Source organism: Streptomyces sp. AK02-01A, from assembly GCF_033795305.1.
Lineage (GTDB): Bacteria > Actinomycetota > Actinomycetes > Streptomycetales > Streptomycetaceae > Streptomyces.
Map to the genome: position 1 here is coordinate 265830 of NZ_JARBAE010000001.1, position 18010 is coordinate 283839.

Genomic DNA, 18010 nt, shown 5'->3' on the forward strand with positions numbered 1-18010 from the left:
CGGGGGGTCAGCCTCGGCTGCCTCTGTTGCCGGGGCGCTTGGCGACCCAGGCGCGGACGGTGTCCGCGTACCAGTAGGGCTTGCCGTTCTCCACATGGTCGGGCGGTGGGAGCAGCCCGTGCTTGCGATACGAGCGGACGGTGTCCGGCTGCACGCGGATGTGCGCTGCGATCTCCTTGTAGGACCAGAGCTTTTTGTCCGTCATGAATTGCACCTCCCCGCACCCGCCGCAGGGGCGGCCTGTGGGCCGTCGAGGGAGCTGTGGCGAAGCGCTGGTGATCACCAGCCTGTGCCCCTTGGGCGACGGAGAGTGATGGGGAGATCAACCTTGTCGCCTCCCCGTGACGGAAGACCCGCGTAATGGAGATATGCGTGACGGTAGAGGGACTCTTGTGACACATGCGAGACACTTCACCTATTGACCAATGGGTACGCCGATAGCCCGGATGTTCGACGTTGAGCGGGCCAGGATCATCCTGATCCAGGAAAACCGCCGGCCCGCTCGACGCACGAGCCGACGCGCGAGCCGACATCAGAGCCGACGTCCGGCCCGATGTCCTCCGGCCCGATGTCCTCCGGCCCGATGTCCTCCGGCCCCATGTCCTCCGGGTCAGGCGCCACAGCTCCGCAGAAAGCGGCGGGTGCGGGCGGCGATCGGGTACGGCTTGTCGGGCGGACAGGGATACATGTCCTGCTCGACGATGGCGAAGAGATCGACGTCCAGCCGCTGCGCCGCCGCGAGCACCGGCTCCAGCGCGGGGATGCCCGCCGGCGGCTCGCACATCACTCCGCGACCGACGGCCGGCCCGAACGGCACCTCGTCCGCGACGACCTCGGCGAGGATCTCCGGATCCACCTGCTTGAGATGGAGATAGCCGATCCGTTCGCCATAGGTCTCGATCAGCTTGACGCTGTCGCCGCCGCAGTACGCGTAATGCCCGGTGTCCAGACAGAGCGAGACCAGCGAGGGATCGGTGGCGTCGAGGAAGCGGCTGACGTTCTCCTCGCTGTCGATATGGGTGTCGGCATGCGGATGGACGACGATCCGCAGCCCGTAGCGGTCCCGGACCTCCCGCGCCAGCCGCTCGGTCTGGACGGTCAGATCGCGCCACTGCTCCGGGGTGAGGCTCCGGTCCTCCAGGACCTCGCCGGTCTTGTCGTCGCGCCAGAAGGAGGGGATGACCACCAGATGGTCGGCGCCCGTCGCCCGGGTGAGCGCGGCGATGTCCGCGACATGCGCCCAGGTCTTCTCCCAGACGGCGGGCCCGTGATGGAGCCCGGTGAAGACGGTGCCGGCCGAGACCTTGAGCCCGCGCCGCGCGGTCTCCTCGCCCAGCCGGCCGGGATCGGTCGGGAGATAGCCGTAAGGACCGAGCTCGATCCACTCGTAGCCGGCCTCGGCGACCTCGTCGAGGAAGCGCTGCCACGGGACCTGCAGAGGGTCGTCGGGAAACCACACGCCCCAGGAATCAGGGGCCGATCCGACCCGGATGCGGTGGAGTGCGGGCACAGAGGAGGTCATGTTCGTCAGCTTTCCGGCCGCTCGGAAAGAGTGTCAAGACTTGGTCCGAATGTCAGGACAAAACGTTGACAGGGTTACTGCGGCGGGGCTAGACCTGGGATGGCCACCGAACCGAAGGGACACGTATGCCCGAGCCGTACGACGTGATCACCATGGGCCGGATCGGGGTGGATCTCTATCCGCTGAAGAGCGGGGTTCCGCTGGCGCAGGTGGACACCTTCGGGAAGTTCCTCGGCGGCTCCGCGACGAATGTCGCGGTCGCGACGGCCCGGCTGGGCCGCCGCGCCGCGGTCATCACCCGCACCGGCCGGGACGCCTTCGGCGACTATCTCCATCAGGCGCTGCGGGAGTTCGAGGTCGACGACCGCTGGGTGACGGCGGTCGACGACTGTCCGACACCGGTCACCTTCTGCGAGATCTTTCCTCCGGACGACTTCCCGCTCTACTTCTACCGGCAGCCCAAGGCCCCGGATCTGGAGATCCACACGGACGAGCTCGATCTGGACGCGATCCGGTCGGCGCGGATCTTCTGGATGACCGGTACGGGCCTGTGCGCGGAGCCCAGCCGCTCGGCGACACTGGCGGCGCTGGAGGCGCGCGGCCGCTCCGGAATCACCGTCTTCGATCTCGACTGGCGTCCGATGTTCTGGCCGGCCTCCGCCTCCGCTCCCGTGGACGGGGCCCGCGTACCTCCGGCCGGCGGCGCCGGTCCGCAAGAGTGGTACGCGCGGGCACTGCGCCAGGCCACCGTCGCCGTCGGCAATCTCGACGAGTGCGAGGTGGCCGTCGGGGAGCGTGAGCCGCACGCGGCCGCGCGGGCGCTGCTCGCCGCGGGAGTCGAGCTGGCCGTCGTCAAACAGGGTCCCAAGGGCGTGCTCGCCGTCCATCGCGACGGCAGCCGGGCCGAAGTGCCACCCGTGCCGGTCGACGTCGTCAACGGCCTCGGCGCGGGAGACGCGTTCGGCGGCTCCCTCTGCCACGGGCTGCTCGCCGGCTGGGAGCTGGGACGGATCATGCGGTACGCCAACGCCGCCGGCGCCATCGTGGCCGGCCGGCTGGCCTGTTCCTCCGCGATGCCGTACGACAGCGAGGTCGTCCAGGTCCTGACCGGCGGCCCGGTTCCGGCGCGGGATCCCAGCGTTCCGTCCGGTCCGGCTCAGGGACCGCCGCGGGCTTCCCTGACCGCTCCCGGGGCCGCCTCATGACCCGCGTCGATGTGTCCGAGCTGGTCCGGCTGCGTACGCGCCATCCCGAGGCCATCGCCGAGGCCGCCGCGCGCCGGGCCCGCAGGCCCTTGTTGCGCTCCGGCGGACGGCTGATGATCATAGCCGCCGATCATCCGGCCCGCGGCTCCCTCGCCGTGGGCGACCGCCGGCTCGCCATGGCCAACCGTCTCGATCTGCTGGAGCGGCTCTGTCTGGCCCTGTCGCGCCCGGGTGTGGACGGGGTGCTGGCCACCGCCGACATCATCGACGACCTGCTGCTTCTCGGCGCTCTGGAGGACCGTGTCGTCGTCGGCTCGATGAACCGCGGTGGTCTCGCCGGCGCCGCCTTCGAGCTCGACGACCGCTTCACCGGCCACCGCCCGGAGGATCTGACCCGGCTCGGCTTCGACGCGGGCAAGCTGCTGCTCCGTATCGACTACGACGACCCGGGCTCCGTGGACACGCTGCACTCCGCCGCCCGCGCCATCGACGCCATGGCCGAGCGCCGCCTCCCGGTCTTCGTGGAACCGTTCATCTGCCATCGCGACGAGGGCCGGCTCCGTACCGACCTCGGTGCGGAAGCCGTGACGCGCTCGATCGCCATCGCCTCGGGACTCGCCGGTACCTCCGCGTACACCTGGCTGAAGCTTCCCGTTACCCAGAACCCCGACGATATGGCCCGGGTGCTGGAGACCTCGACGCTCCCGGCCGTCCTGCTGGGCGGCGAGATCGGAGGCGATCAGGAGGGCGCGTACGAGAAGTGGCGCACGGCGCTGCGACTGCCCACCGTCCAGGGGCTGGTGGTGGGCCGCTCGCTGCTCTATCCGGTCGGCGGGGACGTGGCGGAAGCCGTCGATACCGCCGTGGGTCTGCTGTAGGGGGTACGGACACATCATGACGACTGACGACGAGCAGCGTGAGCGGACCGAGCCGTACGAGGGCCATGTGCCCGCGGGCAGCGCCGCGGCGGGACCGTACGCCCTCGACATCGATCCCCGGCGGGCCGGCTGGTCCCACAGCCGTCTGCGCGTCCTGGACCTCCCGCCCGGCGGCACGCACTCGCTGGCCACCGGCGACAGCGAGTGGATCGTGCTTCCGCTCACCGGCGGTTGTACGGTGCACACGCACGGCGATTTCTTCGAACTGCTGGGCAGGGAAAGCGTGTTCAGCGGAGTCACGGACTTCGCGTATCTACCGCGCGACGCCCATGCGCAGATCGCCTCCGGTGCGGGAGGCCGCTTCGCCCTGGCAGGAGCGAAGTGCGAGCGACGACTCCCCGCTCGCTACGGCCCCGCGCCGGAGGTTCCGGTCGAGCTGCGCGGCGCGGGCGGCTGCTCGCGCCAGGTCAACAACTTCGCCGCCGCCGGTGTCTTCGACTGCGACCGGCTCATCGCGGTCGAAGTGCTCACGCCCGGCGGGAACTGGTCGTCCTATCCTCCGCACAAACACGACGAGCACCGTCCCGGCGTCGAGTCCGAGCTGGAGGAGATCTACTACTTCGAGATCGCCGGCGGCGGCCTCGGCTACCACCGGGTCTCGCCGTCGCGCCCCGGCGGTACGGATGTCCTCGCCGAGGTCCGTACCGGCGACACCGTCCTCATCCCGGACGGCTGGCACGGCCCGTCCATCGCCGCGCCCGGCCGGGACATGTACTACCTCAATGTGATGGCGGGACCCGGCGAGTCCCGGGAGTGGCTGATCCGCGACCACCCCGACCACGGCTGGATCCGCGACACTTGGCCAGGACAGGCCGTCGACCCGCGACTGCCGCTGTACGGAGCCGAGGAGGGCCCCCGATGAGCACGCGCCGCCTCACCGTCGCCCAGGCGCTGATCAGTTTCCTGTCCCGGCAGTACACCGAGCGGGACGGCCGCAGACAGCGGCTGATCAACGCCACCTGGGGCATCTTCGGCCATGGCAATGTGGCGGGCATCGGCCAGGCCCTTGTCGAATCCCGCGCGGACATGGCGTACTTGCAGGGACGGAACGAACAAGCGATGGTGCACGCCGCCGTCGGCTACGCCCGCCAGAGCAACCGCCTCTCCGCTCATGCCGTGACCACCTCCATCGGCCCCGGCGCCACCAATCTCGTCACCGGCGCCGCCCTCGCCACCATCAACCGCCTCCCGGTGCTGCTCCTCCCCGGCGACACCTTCGCGACCCGTCCCGCCGAGCCGGTCCTCCAGCAGCTCGAAGTTCCCTCCGCGGGCGATGTCTCCGTCAATGACGCACTGCGGCCCGTCTCGAAGTACTTCGACCGTGTCACCCGTCCCGAGGCGCTGATCCCGGCCGCTCTCGCCGCGATGCGGGTGCTGACCGACCCGGCCGAGACCGGGGCCGTGACGCTCGCGCTGCCTCAGGATGTGCAGACCGAGGCATACGACTGGCCGGAGGAGTTCTTCGCCGAGCGGATCTGGCGCGTCCGCCGTCAGCCGCCCGATCCGTACGAGCTCGCCGAGGCCGTCCGGCTGGTGCGCACCGCGCGCCGACCTCTGCTTGTCGCGGGCGGCGGTGTCCACCACAGCGCGGCCGAGGAGACGCTGGCCGCGCTGGCCGGGGCGACCGGTATCCCTGTCGCCTCCACCCAGGCGGGAAAGGGATCGCTGCCGTACGACCATCCCTGTGATGTCGGCGGTATCGGACACACCGGCACCGCCACCGCCGACGAACTGGCCAGGACGGCGGATCTGGTGATCGGCGTCGGCACCCGCTGGTCGGATTTCTCGACCGCGTCCGCCACGCTCTTCTCCCATCCCGCCGTCCGCTTCCTCAATCTCAACGTCACCGGCTTCGACGCCCACAAGCTCGCGGCCCGGCCGCTGGTGGCGGACGCCCGTACGGCCTTGGAAGGACTGGCCGCCGGTCTCGCCGGACACCAGGTCGCACCGGAGTACGTGGCCGAGTACACCGGAGACAAGGAGCGCTGGGAGTACCGCGTCGAAGCCGCGTTCACGGCCGACGAGGTCGACGACGAGGATCTCGTACGTCCCACGCAGGCGCAGTTCCTCGGAGCGCTCGACGCGCTCGTCACCGACGAGGACATCGTCATCAACGCCGCCGGATCGCTTCCCGGCGATCTCCACAAGCTGTGGCGGACCCGCGCCCGGGACCAGTACCACGTCGAGTACGGCTACTCCTGCATGGGCTACGAGATCCCCGCCGCCATCGGAGTCCAGCTCGCGGCCCCCGGACGGCCCGTCTGGGCGCTCGTCGGAGACGGTACGTATCTGATGAATCCCACCGAGATCGTCACGGCCGTCCAGGAGCGGCTGCCTCTCAAGGTCGTGATTCTCCAGAATCACGGCTACGCGTCCATCGGCGGGCTCTCCGAGTCGGTCGGCGCGGAACGCTTCGGCACCGCCTACCGCTTCCGGGCCGCCGACGGTTCGTACACCGGGGCCCCGCTGCCCATCGACCTGGCCGCCAACGCGGCTTCTCTCGGCATGCGGGTGATCCGCGCCAAGACCATTCGTGACCTGCGTGAAGCCCTTGCCGAAGCGCGCGCGGCGGACGCTCCCACATGTGTCTACGTGGAGACCGAAACAGCAGACACTGTGTCCGGCGTTCCTCCGGCCCAGGCGTGGTGGGATGTTCCCGTGGCCGAGGCCGCCGGCCGCGCGTCCGCGGTCAAGGCCCGCGAGGAGTACGACCGGCACGTAACTGCCCGGCGTCGCCATCTGTGAAGGAGCACGCAATGAAGACCGTCAACCACTGGATCGGTGGCAAGACCGTCGAGGGCGCGTCGGGCAACTGGGGACCGGTCACCGACCCTGCGACGGGCGCCGTCACCACGCGGGTCGCGCTGGCCTCCGCGGAGGAGGTCGACGCGGCCGTCGGCGCCGCGAAGGCCGCCTACGCCACCTGGGGCACCTCGTCCCTCGCCCAGCGCACCGGCATCCTCTTCCGCTATCGCGCGCTGCTCGACGCGCACCGCGACGAGATCGCCGCGCTGATCACCGCCGAGCACGGCAAGGTGCACTCGGACGCGCTCGGTGAGGTCGCGCGCGGTCTGGAGATCGTCGAGCTGGCCTGCGGGATCACCACACAGCTCAAGGGAGAGCTGTCCACGCAGGTCTCCAACCGTGTGGACGTGTCCGCGATCCGGCAGTCGCTCGGAGTCGTCGCCGGTATCACGCCGTTCAATTTCCCGGCGATGGTCCCGATGTGGATGTTCCCGCTGGCGATCGCCTGCGGAAACACCTTTGTGCTCAAGCCCAGCGAGAAGGATCCTTCGGCCGCGAACCTGCTGGCGGAGCTGGCCGCCGAGGCGGGCCTGCCCGACGGCGTACTGAATGTCGTGCACGGCGACAAGATCGCGGTGGACTCGCTGCTCGCGCATCCCGATGTGGCGGCGGTCTCCTTCGTCGGCTCCACACCGATCGCCCGCCACATCCACACGACGGCGTCCGCCAACGGCAAGAGGGTCCAGGCACTCGGCGGCGCCAAGAACCACATGCTGGTGCTGCCGGACGCCGACCTGGACGCCGCCGCGGACGCGGCCGTCTCGGCGGCGTACGGCTCCGCCGGTGAGCGCTGCATGGCGATCTCGGCGGTCGTGGCCGTCGGCGCGATCGGCGACGAATTGGTCGCCAGGATCCGCGAGCGCGCCGAGAAGATCAAGATCGGTCCCGGCAACGACCCGGCCTCGGAGATGGGCCCGCTGATCACCAAGGCCCACCGCGACAAGGTCGCCACCTATGTCACGGGCGCGGCGGCCCAGGGCGCCGAGGTCGTCCTGGACGGTACGGGCCACACGGTCGACGGCTTCGAGGACGGTCACTGGATCGGCCTGTCGCTCCTCGACAAGGTCTCCACCGACTCCGACGCGTACCGTGACGAGATCTTCGGCCCCGTGCTGTGCGTGCTGCGCGCGGAGACCTACGAAGAGGGCGTCGCGCTGATCAACGCCTCGCCGTTCGGCAACGGCACGGCCATCTTCACCCGCGACGGCGGCGCCGCCCGCCGCTTCCAGTTGGAGATCCAGGCCGGCATGGTCGGAGTGAATGTGCCGATTCCGGTTCCTGTCGGCTACCACTCCTTCGGCGGCTGGAAGGACTCGCTCTTCGGCGATCACCACATCTACGGCAACGACGGCGTGCACTTCTACACCCGCGGCAAGGTGATCACCACCCGCTGGCCGGACCCGTCGGAGGCCCCGACCGGCGTGGACCTGGGCTTCCCGCGCAACCACTGAACCTCCCGCTCCCTCGCGGGGCATGTCGCGGCCCGTACGGCTTTTCGCATCCGTACGGGCCGTAGTCGTACGGTGGTATGCGGCCATTCGTCCGGATTCGAGGCAAGCGCGGACCGGCGGCCGAGCTCGGCGGTGGCGCGGACGGTCCACGGGTGGCGCGGCTGATGGAGTCCCATCACCTGGACGCTCGGTCGGCGGCGTTACGGCGGTGTTGGCCGAGATGAGTCATGTGACTCACGCTCGTAATATAGACATATAGATGCTAGATACAACTGATCCGCCCCGGTGTGACGTCCTGGCTTGGACGCACTGCCCGTCCATGGCCTCTGACCTGCACCTCGGCCTCCGATCGGAAGCAGGAGGACACATATGTGTGGCATTACTGGCTGGATCTCCTTCGACCGTGATTTGCGCGCCGCGTCCGAAACACTGAATGCGATGACGGAGACGATGGCCTGCCGAGGACCCGACGCCCGCGGCACCTGGATCGACGGTTCCGCGGCCCTCGGACACCGGCGACTGGCGATCATCGACCTGCCGGGCGGCCGGCAGCCGATGACCGTCGAGACGCCACGGGGCACCATCGCGCTGGTCTACTCGGGCGAGGCGTACAACTTCACCGAGCTGCGCCGTGAGCTGACCGGCCGCGGCCACCGGTTTCTCACCGACTCCGACACGGAGGTCGTCCTGCACGGCTATCTGGAGTGGGGCGAGGCCGTGGCCGAACATCTCAACGGGATGTTCGCCTTCGCCGTCTGGGACGGCAGGGATCAGAAGCTGGTGATGATCCGCGACCGGATGGGCATCAAGCCCCTCTACTACTACCCGACCTCCGACGGAGTGCTCTTCGGCTCCGAGCCCAAGGCGATCCTCGCCAATCCGCTCGCTCGCGCCCGCGTCGGCCTGGACGGGCTGCGCGAGGTGTTCGCCTTCGTCAAGACGCCCGGCAACGCGGTGTGGGACGGCATGTACGAGGTGGAGCCCGGCACGGTGGTGACCGTGGACCGCGGCGGTCCCCGCCGGCACGTCTACTGGTCTCTGGAGACCCGGCCGCACCCGGACGACCAGGCGGCCTCGGTGGCGCACGTGCGCACGCTCCTGGAAGACATCGTGCACCGCCAGCTCGTCTCCGACGTGCCGCGCTGCATGCTTCTCTCCGGTGGCCTCGACTCCTCCGCCATGACGGCACTGGCGGCTCGGCAACTGGCCGGGGCCGGAGAAACCGTCCGCAGTTTCGCCGTCGACTTCGTCGGCCAGACGGAGCACTTCGTCGCCGACGATCTGCGCGCCACTCCGGACACTCCCTTCGTCCATGATGTGGCGCGCGCCTCTGGCACCGAGCACCGGGACATCGTGCTCGACTCCAACGCGCTGGCCGACCCGGAGATCCGGGCCCGGATGATCAGGGCCCGGGACCTTCCCACGGGTCTCGGCGACATGGACGCCTCGCTCTATCTGCTCTTCAGGGCCATCCGGGAGCACTCGACGGTCGCGCTCTCCGGCGAGTCGGCCGACGAAGTCTTCGGCGGATATCTCCAGTTCTTCGACGAGGAGGCCAGACGGGCCGACATGTTCCCGTGGCTGGTGCACTCCGGCCAGTACTTCGGAGACGAGTCCGATGTGCTGCGGCCAGAGGTGAATATGGCCATGGACCTGCCGGGATTCATCAACGACAGCTACAAGACGGCCGTCGCGGACATCGAACGCCTCAGTGGCGAGAGCGACTTCGAGTACCGGATGCGCAGGATCTGCTATCTGCACCTGACTCGTTTCGTCCGGGTGCTGCTCGATCGCAAGGACCGCGCGAGCATGGCGGTCGGCCTTGAGGTCCGGGTGCCCTACTGCGACCACCGGCTCGTCGAGTACGCGTACAACGCGCCGTGGTCCCTGAAGTCCTTCGACGGCAGGGAGAAGAGCCTGCTGCGGGAGGCGACCGCCGACCTCCTGCCGAAGTCGGTCTACGACCGGGTGAAGAGCCCTTATCCCTCCACTCAGGACCCGAAGTATGCGGTCGCACTTCAGGAACACGCCAAGGACCTGCTGGCCGATCCCTCTCATCCGGTCTTCGGACTGGTCGACCAGGGCCGGCTCCGGCGGGTGGCGGAACGACACATTCCGCAGATCACCACGGCATCGCGGCACGGCCTGGAACGCACCTTGGACCTCGCGGTCTGGCTGGACCTCTACCGTCCGGAGATCTCGCTCTCCTGACCGGCTCGGCGATGGCCCTCCTCCGGCGGATCTCCGTGCTCCGGCTTCTCGCCGGGCCGGTGTACCGCGTCTGGTGTACGGCGGCCGGTGTACCGCGTCTGGTGTACGGCGACGCCAACCTGTACTACCCGAGGAGGCCCCTGAGTTCCGACTGGTGTCAGCGTTGCCGGGCCCGCCACCCGTTTAGGGTTCAAGCATGGAGATCCGAACCCCACGGCGGTCCCGGCTGAGAACACGATGGCTCGCGGGCGCCGCCGCCGTCCTGGTGCTCGCCGGAGCCGGCACCTGGACCGCCGTCGCCTCGGACGGCGCACCCGCGGTCCACCGGAAGGACCAGGTGCTGGAGATGCCGGGCGCCCGGATCGACACCTCGTACTTCACCGCGGGCAGCGGGCGCAGGCCCGCCGTGCTGATCGGGCACGGCTTCGGCGGCAGCAAGGCCGATGTACGGGCCCAGGCCGAGAAGCTCGCGCGCGACGGATACGCGGTGCTGACCTGGTCCGCGCGGGGCTTCGGGAAGTCCACCGGTGAGATCGGGCTCAACGACCCCGACCACGAGGTCAAGGACGTCTCCCGGATGATCGACTGGCTGGCCGGCCGCCCCGAGGTGCGGCTCGACGGCAAGGGCGATCCCCGGGTGGGCGTGACGGGCGCCTCGTACGGCGGCGCCATTTCCCTGCTCGCCGCCGGATACGACAAACGGGTCGACGCGATCGCCCCGCAGATCACCTACTGGAACCTCGCCGACGCGCTCTTCCCCAACGGCGTCTTCAAGAAGCTCTGGGCCGGGATCTTCTTCTCCACCGGTGGCGGCTGCACGACATTCGAGAAGCGGCTGTGCGCCATGTACCAGCGGGTCGCCGTCTCCGGGAAACCGGACGTGGCCGCCCGTGAGCTGCTGGAACAGCGCAGCCCGGCCGCCGTCGGCAACCGTATCGATGTGCCCGCGCTGATCGTCCAGGGCCAGTCCGACTCACTGTTCCCGCTCGGCCAGGCCGACGCCATGGCGAAGACGATCAGCGGCAACGGCGCGCCTGTCGGCGTCGACTGGGCGGCCGGTGGCCACGACGGCGGAGACCAGGAGGCGGACCGTGTCCAGAGCCGGATCTCGTCGTGGTTCGACCGCTACCTCAAGGACGACAAGGCCGCGGACACCGGGCCCGCGTTCCGCGTGAGCAGGACTGGAGGAGTTGACTCCACCGACGGCCGCACCCAGCTCCGCGGCGCGAGCAGCGACCGCTATCCCGGCCTGGCGAGCGGCACCACCAGCATCCCGCTCAGCGGCGGCACAGCGACCTTCGCCAACCCGGCCGGTGCGGCTCCGCCCGCCATCTCCGCCGTACCGGGTGTCGGCGGCGGACTCTCCCAGCTCTCGTCGCTCGGCGTCGGACTCTCCGTCGATTTCCCGGGCCAGAACGCACACTTCGACTCCCGTCCGCTCGGCGAACCGCTGCGGATCACCGGCTCGCCGACCGTCCGGGTGACCGTCACCTCCAGCAGCGGCGACGCGGTGCTCTTCGGCAAGGTGTACGACGTCGGTCCCGACGGCCGCCGACAGGTGCTGCCCTCGCAGCTCGTCACACCCGTAAGGGTCGAGGACGCGCGACAGGGCAAGGCCGTGGACCTGACGATGCCCGCCGTGGACCATCTGGTGGAGGCCGGACACCGGCTTCGGGTCGTCCTCGCCGCCACCGACCTCGGCTATGCCTCTCCGGTCGCTCCGGCCACCTATCACGTCGCCGTGGACGGCGCCCTGACCGTACCGACGGTGCCCGCTCTCACCACCGGGTCCACCGCGCTGCCCTGGTGGACCTGGGGGCTTCCGGCCGTGGGCGTACTGGTCGCGGCCGCGCTGCTGCTCACCACCCGGCGCCGCACCGTCGCACCCGCGCCCGATCCCGCACTCGCCGATGTACCGCTCCAGATCACGGATCTGACCAAGCGCTACTCCAGGTCCGCCGACCGCTACGCGGTCCGTGATCTCTCCTTCCGGGTCGAGAAGGGACAGGTGCTCGGTCTGCTCGGTCCGAACGGCGCCGGCAAGACCACCACTCTGCGCATGCTGATGGGGCTGATCAGCCCCGACGCGGGTGAGATCCGGGTCTTCGGACACGCCATCCGGCCGGGTGCTCCGGTGCTTTCCCGGGTCGGTTCGTTCGTCGAGGGAGCGGGCTTCCTGCCGCATCTGTCGGGTCGGGCCAATCTGGAGCTGTACTGGCAGGCGACCGGCCGGCCCGCCGAGGACTCCCATATCGAGGAGGCCCTGGAGATCGCCGGACTTGGTGACGCGCTCGCACGGGCCGTACGCACCTACTCCCAGGGCATGCGGCAGCGGCTGGCCATCGCACAGGCCATGCTCGGTATGCCGGATCTGCTGATTCTCGATGAACCGACCAATGGTCTCGACCCGCCGCAGATCCGCGAGATGCGGGACGTGATGATCCGGTACGCGGCCGGCGGCAGGACCGTCATCGTCTCCAGCCACCTCCTTTCCGAGGTCGAACAGTCCTGTACACATCTCGTCGTCATGCACCGGGGCCAACTCGTCCAGGCCGGTCCGGTCGCCCAGATCACCGGCTCCGGCGACACCTTGCTCATCACCACCGCCGAGCCGGTGCCGGAGCCTGTCGTCGAGAAGATCGGCGCGCTGGCGGGTATCGGCTCCGCCGTCCGCACGGACGACGGCCTGCTGGTCCAGCTCGACGGGGTCAGCACTAGCGCGCTGATCACCGAACTGGTCCGGCTGGACGTGCCGCTGACGGGTGTCGGACCGCACCGCCGCCTGGAGGACGCGTTCCTCACCCTGATCTCAGGAGGCTCCGCATGAGCACGCTGATCGAATCGGCCCCGGGCTACCGGGCGCGGCACACTCTGCCGCTGCGGGTCGAGGCGCTGCGGCAGCTGAGGCGCAGGCGGACGCTGGCCATGGGCGCGGTGCTGGCTGTCCTGCCTTTTGTGCTGATCGTGGCCTTCGCGATCGGCGGTACTCCTGGAGGCGAGGGAGACGACCGGCTGAGCCTGATGGACACCGCGACCGCCTCGGGCGCCAACTTCGCCGCCACCTGTCTCTTTGTCTCGGCGGGCTTTCTGCTGGTGGTGCCCGTGGCGCTGTTCTGCGGAGACACGGTCGCCTCCGAGGCGAGCTGGTCCTCACTGCGCTATCTCCTCGCGGCGCCCGTGCCGCGGACCCGGCTGCTCTGGAGCAAACTGGCGGTGGCGCTCGCGATGAGCGCGGCGGCGATGGTGCTGCTGCCGCTGGTCGCGCTGGCGGCGGGCACGGCGGCCTACGGCTGGGGGCCGCTCGAACTGCCGACTGGTGGCTCTCTGGCCACCGCCGACACCGTGCCGCGGCTCGCGCTGATCGTCGCGTTCATCTTTGTCTCCCAACTGGTCACCGCTGCTCTCGCTTTCTGGCTGTCGACCAAGACCGACGCGCCGCTGGGCGCGGTCGGCGGCGCGGTCGGTCTGACGATCATCGGCAATGTGCTGGACGCCGTGACGGCGCTCGGCTCCTGGCGGGAGTTCCTTCCCGCGCACTGGCAGTTCGCGTGGGCGGACGCGCTCCAGCCGCAGATGGAGTGGGGCGGCATGGTGAAGGGCACAGCCGTCTCGGTGACCTGTGCCGTGGTGCTCTTCGCGCTGGCCTTCCGGGGTTTCTCTCGTAAGGACATCGTGTCGTAACGGCGACGCATGGCAACGGCCCCTGTCCACCCCGCGCATACCCTAGATCCAGCCCCGACGAGCCGCTTCCGCGCCTGCCCGGAAGCGGCTCGTCGTGCCGAGAGCGGTGAGCAGGTCGCCGACCCGGCGGCTGTAGGTCCGGCTGGACATGCCCAGCCTTGTCGCGGCCGCCTCGTCGGTGAGACCGGCCAGCAGAGCCTCCAGCACGGGCCGTAGCTGTCCCGGCATGACTCCGGGCGAAGGGACCATAGCCGTGGGAAGCTCCTCACCCGTCTCCCACCATGTCTGGTGGGTGCGGACCAAGGCCTGGACGACTGCCTGATCGCGGATCAGCAGCACGCCGTGATAGTGGAGTTGGAGATCGAGCGGCACCGCGGCGACCGAGCGGTCCACCAGGATCATCTTGAACGGAATGGAGTCCGTCTGTCTGACCCGGCCGGGGAACTGCCGAGGCAGCGGATACGGAAGCCCAGCCAACCCGTGCCGGGGCACGATCCTGCGGACGCTGATCGCGGAAGGACGCCCCCGCGCTCTGCTGCCGGTGCCACCACCGCCCTGGCTCTGGCCGGACCGCTCGCCCGCCGCGCGCACACAGGCACCCGCGAATTCAAGGAACTGCTCCGGGATGCCCTGACCCAGACAACTGCCCGGGTCGTCGAAGACGAGTATTTCCCGGCGGGTGGAGCGGATCAGGGCCGTGAGCGTCGCCATCACCTGCCGCACTCCCCGGATCGGCCGGCCCGGCGGATGGAGCGTGTCCACCACGTCCTCCCGCACCACGCCCACCGACAGCGTCGACCTGTTGAGCACAGAACCTGAGACTTCTGCCACGGCTGACCACCCCCGCCATCCCCTCGGAGCCGTACGCCACTCCATGTACGCACACGACTGCACACCGTGACAAGTGCCAGTTCAGAGTGTGGCGACTCCATGCCAGACGCTCAGCAAATAGGTCTTTTCTCCCGCACTCTGGTGTTCGCCCCGCACGAGACGGGAGCAAAACGACGCGAGACGATGGGGAGATCACGATGAGCAAGCGACTGACCGGCAAGTTTCTGGCCGCCGCGGCGGCGCTTTCCCTGGTGGTGCTGTCGCCGGCCGCGGGAAGCGTCCAGGCGGCGGACCGGGTCGGCCCGGCCGGACTCCTCAACTGTTCGACCACCACGGACGGCTGGACCGGCAGGGCGGACTGCACCAACTACAGCGGGCAGGTGGTCGCCTTCCGGGCGGTTGTGGTCTGCGGATGGTGGCCGGACGCGTACGGCGCCTGGCAGACCCTGCGTCCCGGCTGGTCCGGCTGGTCGTCGGCGACCTGCGGCGGCGGCTCCGGCGTCGGCAGCGTGAGCTGGCAGGAGGGCTGACCGGGGACTCCCGGCGGGGCCTGAGGAGTCCGGGCGCCGCGGTGAACCAGACCCGTCCCGGGCCCTGTGCCAGTGATCGTCCGACCTGATCGAAAACCGCTCAAGAACTGCTCCACGATGGGCAATTGGTGCGCCATGATGTTCGCCATGGCCACTTTGCTGCTCGCTCTCGCCGCGATCTCCACGGGTCTGTACGCGGGGTACTTCCTTATCTTCCAGGTCGGCATAATGCCCGCCCTGGGCCGGCTGACGGACGCGCAGTTCGTACCGGCCATGCGCAGGGTCAATGAGTATGTGCCCCGCCCGGTCTTCCTTCTGACCTTCTTCGCCATCGTGGCGTTCCCGGTCGCGGCCCTCGCCGTGCCCGTCGACGGACGCTCGGAGAATCAGCGCTGGCTCCTTGTGGCGGGACTGGTCTGCGTGGTCATCAACCACCTGGTCACCATCGGCGGCAATGTCCCGCTCAACAACGCCTTGGCCGCGTCCACTTCTTCACCGGACAGCGTCGCGCGCGCGGCCTTCGAGTCCCGCTGGAACGCCTGCCACCGGGTCCGCACGCTGTTTTCGGTGGCCGCTTTCGTCCTGGTCGTCAGCGCCACGCTGTCCTGACCCGTACGTCCTCGCGAGAGAGCACCGGGACCGTCAAAGGCGCGCCGCGTTCTTCGACGGTCCGGACCTCGGCGGACCCGGCCTCGCCGTGCCGCCACGAGTGGCGCCCGGACGGCGAACCGATCGAGGGCGCCACCGACGCGGCTGTCTTCGCTACGCGGATGCCGCTCCCAGGCCAGGAGCGTCGGCGATGCCCAGGCGATGGGCCGGCGGGCGGTCGATGTCGAGATCGGGCCGCCAGGCGGTCAGGATCTGCGCGGAGGGCACAAAGAGCGGGCTCGGCAGCTCGTCGGTGCCGGTCCAACGCCATTCGCCGACCAGTTCCGGCTCGGCCGCCACGGGCACGCCTTCGTACACCGTGAGCACAGCGGCCATGGTCACGCGGGTAAGGCCGGCGACCGTGTCGTGCAGCATCGCGAACACGGTCACGTCCTGCTCACGGGCCCGCAGGCCGGTTTCCTCAAGCAGTTCGCGTACGGCCGCGGCGCCGACGGACTCGCCCGGTTCCAGCTTGCCACCGGGCAGCTCCCAGGTTCCGCCGTGGTGCAGGCCGAGCAGGATGCGGCCGGCGCCGTCCCGCACGATCACTCCGACGCCGATCGTGGCATGAGCGGCGGGCGGCCGGGTGCCGCGCGGCCGGCTGGTCACGCGAGGGCGCGGTGATGACTCGCGCCGTCGAGCCCGGATGAGCCGGCCGTCAAGGGGCCTTCCCGGTGCCTCGCCGTCGAGGGGAAGGATCTCGTCGACGGTGAAGCCGGCCTCGACGAGCAGGTCCTCCCACAGCTCCGGCGTGAGATCACCGGTCCGCACGGCGAGTTCGAGCCGTCCGCCCGGCCGGACCTGGTCCGTGAGAGTGGCCGGCAGCCGGTGCGGATCGGCGTGGGCGGCGCAGCGCCCGGCCCCGCCTCTGAGATCAAGCACAAGGCGTCCGTCGGCGTCGCCGCGCTCTTCGACGACGCAGGTGCAGTGGTCGCTCATCCGAAGGTCCCTCGCTCCAGTCGGGCCAGCGTGCGCAGGCCGCGTTCGGTGACCTCGTCGTCGCCGTGGGCCGGTCCGTACGCCAGACAGCTCACGGCGTCGAGCGCCGCCAGGGAGGGCAGCACCTGACGCTCCGCGTCGGTCAGCGAGCGGCCGTAGCCCTGGAAGAACGCGGCGCGCAGATCGGCGCGGTCCTGCCACGGCCCGCAGGCCAGCCGTACGAAGTCCTGTACGGCCGGTGCGTACTGGGACCGCTCGAAGTCGATGACCGCCGCCTGCCCGGACCACAGGAGGTTGCGTTCCTGGGCGTCGCCGTGGATATGGCCGGGTGTGAGCCGGTCGGTGAGTGCGCGTACATGGCCGGCCGCGCGGCGCGCGAGCGCGCGACGCTCGCCGGTCAGGAGGTCTCCGGCGCGCGCGAGGTGTTTCTCCACATCGGCGGCCGTGCGCTCGGCCGCCGCCGAGGCTTTCCGGGCACCGTCGGCGGGCATCCTGTCCGTCCCGTGCAGTCGGCGGAGCAACGCTCCGAACTGCCGGTGCGCCGTCCGGCGTTGCGCAGCGCTGAGGGCGAGCCGGGAGACGGGCGTGCCGGGGAGCGCGGTCAGGAGCAGCGCCAGATGCCGGGCATCGGTGTCCACGAGCCGTGGGGCGCGGCCGAATCCCAGGGCGGGCACGGCGGACTGGTATCCGAAGGTCTCGCGTTCGTAGAACTTCGCGGTCGGCGCCTGCTTGATGAAGAAGCGCCGGTCATGGGCTCCGGTGATGCCCCATACCCGAGAGTTCGCCCGCGCGTGCGACGCGTCGTGCACGGCGTGGAGCGGTCCGACCAGACGCTCCGCCCACGCCCGGAGCGGTGCCGGAAGGGTTTTGGCGTGACTCATGCACTCCACCTCGGTGACGGTCGTGATGACATGCCGACGCGGCGGCCGAGGGCGTCAACCAGGCGTGCGCCCGTCGGGACGGTCACGCCGTCGCTCTCGAACACGGGATGTCCGGCAACGACGCCAGTGGGAGCGGGGACAGGACGCATGATTCCTCCGAAGTGCTAGGTGGTCTGGTGGGGCGCCCGGACAACGGACCTGATCAAGGGCCTGTAACGGGGCACGCGGAGGGAATCATAGAACAAACGTTCGAGCTTGGACCGAGGGCCGTGCGGGGCGGGGCCCGAGGGTCGTGATAAAGCGTTCGAACCACCCGTGGGGTGGGTGGTCACTCGATCGGGGGATTGCACGAGAGCGGTGAGGCGAGG

Annotated in this window: 15 protein-coding genes; 10 read left to right on the forward strand and 5 right to left on the reverse strand. The window is 69.8% G+C overall.

The annotated features are described in order from the left end of the window. Positions 1–7: 7 nt before the first annotated feature. Both PV679_RS01140 and PV679_RS01145 read right to left on the reverse strand, forming a co-directional pair. Complete coding sequence (locus PV679_RS01140) at positions 8–205, reverse strand: helix-turn-helix transcriptional regulator (protein WP_319678260.1); 198 nt, start codon at positions 203–205, stop codon at positions 8–10. Positions 206–610: 405 nt separating this feature from the next. Beyond that, entirely contained in the window at positions 611–1522 is a 912-nt protein-coding gene (locus PV679_RS01145; RefSeq protein ID WP_319678261.1) for a sugar phosphate isomerase/epimerase, read from the reverse strand. Between the two features lie 125 nt (positions 1523–1647). On the opposite strand from PV679_RS01145, the gene iolC reads away from it, so the two are divergent. The 8 genes from iolC to PV679_RS01185 all read left to right on the forward strand — a co-directional run bounded on the left by iolC (position 1648) and on the right by PV679_RS01185 (position 13813). Next, positions 1648–2727 carry a 5-dehydro-2-deoxygluconokinase gene (gene iolC / locus PV679_RS01150; protein WP_319678262.1) on the forward strand — a complete coding sequence of 360 codons (1080 nt, stop codon included), beginning with the start codon at positions 1648–1650 and terminating at the stop codon, positions 2725–2727. Beyond that, complete coding sequence (locus PV679_RS01155; protein WP_319678263.1) at positions 2724–3605, forward strand: deoxyribose-phosphate aldolase; 882 nt, start codon at positions 2724–2726, stop codon at positions 3603–3605. The genes iolC and PV679_RS01155 overlap by 4 nt, the downstream gene beginning before the upstream one ends. A 16-nt stretch (positions 3606–3621) precedes the next feature. After that, on the forward strand, positions 3622–4527 hold the full coding sequence (gene iolB, locus PV679_RS01160) for a 5-deoxy-glucuronate isomerase (protein WP_319678264.1): 906 nt from the start codon (positions 3622–3624) through the stop codon (positions 4525–4527). Then, complete coding sequence (gene iolD, locus PV679_RS01165; protein WP_319678265.1) at positions 4524–6410, forward strand: 3D-(3,5/4)-trihydroxycyclohexane-1,2-dione acylhydrolase (decyclizing); 1887 nt, start codon at positions 4524–4526, stop codon at positions 6408–6410. The genes iolB and iolD overlap by 4 nt, the downstream gene beginning before the upstream one ends. Positions 6411–6421: 11 nt before the next feature. After that, positions 6422–7921, forward strand: a complete 1500-nt coding sequence (gene mmsA / locus PV679_RS01170; RefSeq protein WP_319678266.1) for a CoA-acylating methylmalonate-semialdehyde dehydrogenase — start codon at positions 6422–6424, stop codon at positions 7919–7921. Positions 7922–8290: 369 nt separating this feature from the next. After that, a complete protein-coding gene (asnB, locus tag PV679_RS01175) occupies positions 8291–10132 on the forward strand; it encodes an asparagine synthase (glutamine-hydrolyzing) (RefSeq protein WP_319678267.1) in 1842 nt (613 codons plus the stop codon). A gap of 196 nt (positions 10133–10328) precedes the next feature. Continuing rightward, entirely contained in the window at positions 10329–12959 is a 2631-nt protein-coding gene (locus PV679_RS01180; protein ID WP_319678268.1) for an alpha/beta fold hydrolase, read from the forward strand. Further along, the gene (locus tag PV679_RS01185; protein ID WP_319678269.1) at positions 12956–13813 is read left to right on the forward strand and encodes an ABC transporter permease; all 858 of its coding nucleotides are present in this window, start codon (positions 12956–12958) and stop codon (positions 13811–13813) included. The genes PV679_RS01180 and PV679_RS01185 overlap by 4 nt, the downstream gene beginning before the upstream one ends. A gap of 42 nt (positions 13814–13855) precedes the next feature. Here the strand turns inward: PV679_RS01185 and PV679_RS01190 are convergent, their stop codons facing one another. Further along, positions 13856–14644: a DNA-binding response regulator gene (locus PV679_RS01190; RefSeq protein ID WP_319678270.1), complete on the reverse strand. Its 789-nt coding sequence runs from the start codon at positions 14642–14644 to the stop codon at positions 13856–13858. A 197-nt stretch (positions 14645–14841) separates the two neighbouring features. Between PV679_RS01190 and PV679_RS01195 the strand changes: the two genes are divergently transcribed. Next, a complete protein-coding gene (locus PV679_RS01195) occupies positions 14842–15174 on the forward strand; it encodes a hypothetical protein (RefSeq protein WP_319678271.1) in 333 nt (110 codons plus the stop codon). Between the two features lie 147 nt (positions 15175–15321). Then, positions 15322–15783 (forward strand): DUF1772 domain-containing protein, encoded by a 462-nt coding sequence (locus PV679_RS01200; protein ID WP_319678272.1) that lies wholly within the window; start codon positions 15322–15324, stop codon positions 15781–15783. A 153-nt stretch (positions 15784–15936) separates the two neighbouring features. Here the strand turns inward: PV679_RS01200 and PV679_RS01205 are convergent, their stop codons facing one another. Beyond that, positions 15937–16761 carry a nucleotide triphosphate diphosphatase NUDT15 gene (locus PV679_RS01205; RefSeq protein ID WP_319678273.1) on the reverse strand — a complete coding sequence of 275 codons (825 nt, stop codon included), beginning with the start codon at positions 16759–16761 and terminating at the stop codon, positions 15937–15939. After that, positions 16758–17642, reverse strand: a complete 885-nt coding sequence (locus PV679_RS01210; RefSeq protein ID WP_319678274.1) for an aminoglycoside phosphotransferase family protein — start codon at positions 17640–17642, stop codon at positions 16758–16760. The genes PV679_RS01205 and PV679_RS01210 overlap by 4 nt, the downstream gene beginning before the upstream one ends. Positions 17643–18010: the final 368 nt, after the last annotated feature.

Excerpts from the sequence above, each read along its gene's own strand:
- PV679_RS01140 (WP_319678260.1), bottom strand. The coding sequence starts at position 205 with ATGACGGACAAAAAGCTCTGGTCCTACAAGGAGATCGCAGCGCACATC.
- PV679_RS01145 (WP_319678261.1), bottom strand. The coding sequence starts at position 1,522 with ATGACCTCCTCTGTGCCCGCACTCCACCGCATCCGGGTCGGATCGGCC.
- iolC (WP_319678262.1), top strand. The coding sequence starts at position 1,648 with ATGCCCGAGCCGTACGACGTGATCACCATGGGCCGGATCGGGGTGGAT.
- PV679_RS01155 (WP_319678263.1), top strand. The coding sequence starts at position 2,724 with ATGACCCGCGTCGATGTGTCCGAGCTGGTCCGGCTGCGTACGCGCCAT.
- iolB (WP_319678264.1), top strand. The coding sequence starts at position 3,622 with ATGACGACTGACGACGAGCAGCGTGAGCGGACCGAGCCGTACGAGGGC.
- iolD (WP_319678265.1), top strand. The coding sequence starts at position 4,524 with ATGAGCACGCGCCGCCTCACCGTCGCCCAGGCGCTGATCAGTTTCCTG.
- mmsA (WP_319678266.1), top strand. The coding sequence starts at position 6,422 with ATGAAGACCGTCAACCACTGGATCGGTGGCAAGACCGTCGAGGGCGCG.
- asnB (WP_319678267.1), top strand. The coding sequence starts at position 8,291 with ATGTGTGGCATTACTGGCTGGATCTCCTTCGACCGTGATTTGCGCGCC.
- PV679_RS01180 (WP_319678268.1), top strand. The coding sequence starts at position 10,329 with ATGGAGATCCGAACCCCACGGCGGTCCCGGCTGAGAACACGATGGCTC.
- PV679_RS01185 (WP_319678269.1), top strand. The coding sequence starts at position 12,956 with ATGAGCACGCTGATCGAATCGGCCCCGGGCTACCGGGCGCGGCACACT.
- PV679_RS01195 (WP_319678271.1), top strand. The coding sequence starts at position 14,842 with ATGAGCAAGCGACTGACCGGCAAGTTTCTGGCCGCCGCGGCGGCGCTT.
- PV679_RS01200 (WP_319678272.1), top strand. The coding sequence starts at position 15,322 with ATGGCCACTTTGCTGCTCGCTCTCGCCGCGATCTCCACGGGTCTGTAC.
- PV679_RS01205 (WP_319678273.1), bottom strand. The coding sequence starts at position 16,761 with ATGAGCGACCACTGCACCTGCGTCGTCGAAGAGCGCGGCGACGCCGAC.
- PV679_RS01210 (WP_319678274.1), bottom strand. The coding sequence starts at position 17,642 with ATGAGTCACGCCAAAACCCTTCCGGCACCGCTCCGGGCGTGGGCGGAG.